1 protein-coding gene is annotated in these 1,759 nt (G+C 66.6%); it reads left to right on the top strand.

Annotated elements, in window-relative coordinates; genetic code table 11:
• The first annotated feature begins 167 nt into the window (after positions 1-167).
• Positions 168-1,733, top strand: coding sequence for an ISL3 family transposase (locus tag NLX94_RS38650; RefSeq protein WP_308402663.1), 1,566 nt, complete (start codon positions 168-170; stop codon positions 1,731-1,733).
• Positions 1,734-1,759: the final 26 nt, after the last annotated feature.

The following is a 1,759-nucleotide window of genomic DNA, read 5'->3' as shown; positions in this document are numbered from 1 at the left end:
TTCGGCTCTGGCGATGATCACGTGACGTTGTCTGTTCAGCGTGCCCTGGCGTGATCGGCTGCGTGGAGCCGCGAGGATGACCGGCGTGCATATCTCCGGGTATTGAATTGTTGTTGCCCCATCTTCGAGCGGTCAGCGTCGACCGCATAGAGTCCGATGGGTTGTCTGTGACGCTCTTTGTGCGGTCGTCCGCGCAGGTCGCGGGGTGTTCGGGGTGCGGGGCGCGTTCGTCCCGGGGTCACGGGCGGTACCAGCGGACGCTGGCCGACGCACCGTCGGCCGGGCGTAGGACGAGAGTCGTGGTGACGGTTCGCCGTTTCAAGTGCGGCAATCCTGCGTGCGCGCTGTCGACGTTCAGCGAGCAAGTCCCCGGCCTGACATCACCGTTCGCGAGGCGGACACCGGTACTCACCAACGCCTTGGTGGCCATTGCGCTCGCGCTGGCCGGCCGGGCCGGTGCGCGACTGGCCACGGCGCTGGGCATGCCGTGCGGCCGGGACCTGCTCATCAAGATGATCCGCGCGCAGCCAGCACCCGAGGTCCCGGCGGTGACGGTACTGGGAGTCGACGACTTCGCGATTCGCCGCCGTCACACCTACAACACCATCCTGATCGACATGGCCACGCACCGGCCGATCGACGTCTTGCCGGATCGCGAGGCCGCCACCCTGGCCTCTTGGCTGGTCAAGCACCCAGGCGTCGAGATCGTATGCCGTGATCGCGGAGGCGCCTATGCCGAGGGCGCTCGCACCGGCGCGCCGGACGCCATACAGGTGGCAGATCGCTTTCATTTATGGCAAAACCTATGTGAAGCAGTCGGTAAGGCCGTGAACTCCCACTACCACTGCCTCCGTGTCCAGAGCGAGCCGGCCACACCTGAACCGGACCCAGTCCCGGAACCCGTGCCGGCGACTCTCCTCGCGCAGGAGGCTGTGCTGCCACTACGCCCGGAACGGCGACTGGTCATCCGAACCCGCGAGCGTTTCGAGGCGGTGCAGAGCCGCTTGGCAGCTGGCATGTCACGGGCGGCGGTCGGCCGTGAGCTGAACCTGGACCAGCAGACGGTCCGCCGGTTCGCTGACGCCACCACGCTGGCGGAACTGCTGGTGAAGTGCGAGAACCGCGTGACGAAGCTTGATAGTTACCGCGAACAGGTCCACGGGCTGTGGAACTCCGGCGTCACCAACGCCACGGTGATCACCGAGCGGATCAGGCCGCTGGGGTTCAACGGCAGCGTGCAGATCGTGCGCCGCTACCTGCGCGAATACCGAGTTGCCGGAACCAGCCGCAGCCGTCCCGACCCGGTCCGAAGGCGGCCGGCCCCGTCAGGCCCGGTGATTCCCAAGCCCCGGAAGATCAGCCGATGGATCCTCAGCCACCCCGACCACCTGGACGACGACGAGACCCTGGAGATCAAAGACCTCCTCACACGGTGCGAGCACCTGCACCGCCTGGACGGTCACGTGCGCTCCTTCGCCGCCATCATGACCGGCCGACGCGGCGCCGAGATCACCGACTGGATCGAACGCGTCGAGGGCGACGACCTGCCCACACTCCACACCTTCGCTAGCGGACTACGCCGCGACCTGGCCGCGGTCACCAACGGCCTGAGCCTGGAACACAACTCCGGTGCCGTGGAGGGAGCAGTCACACGAGCGAAGGCCCTCAAACGCCAGTGCTACGGGAGAGCCAACTTCGATCTCCTCAGGCTCCGAATACTCCTGACACCCTGACCCGTCACGTGATCATCGCCAGAGCC

The sequence above is a fragment of the Streptomyces sp. TBY4 genome, assembly GCF_024213195.1.
Lineage (GTDB): Bacteria > Actinomycetota > Actinomycetes > Streptomycetales > Streptomycetaceae > Streptomyces.
The sequence above is the reverse complement of the archived record's forward strand: the minus strand, read 5'-3'. Positions and strand labels throughout refer to the sequence as shown.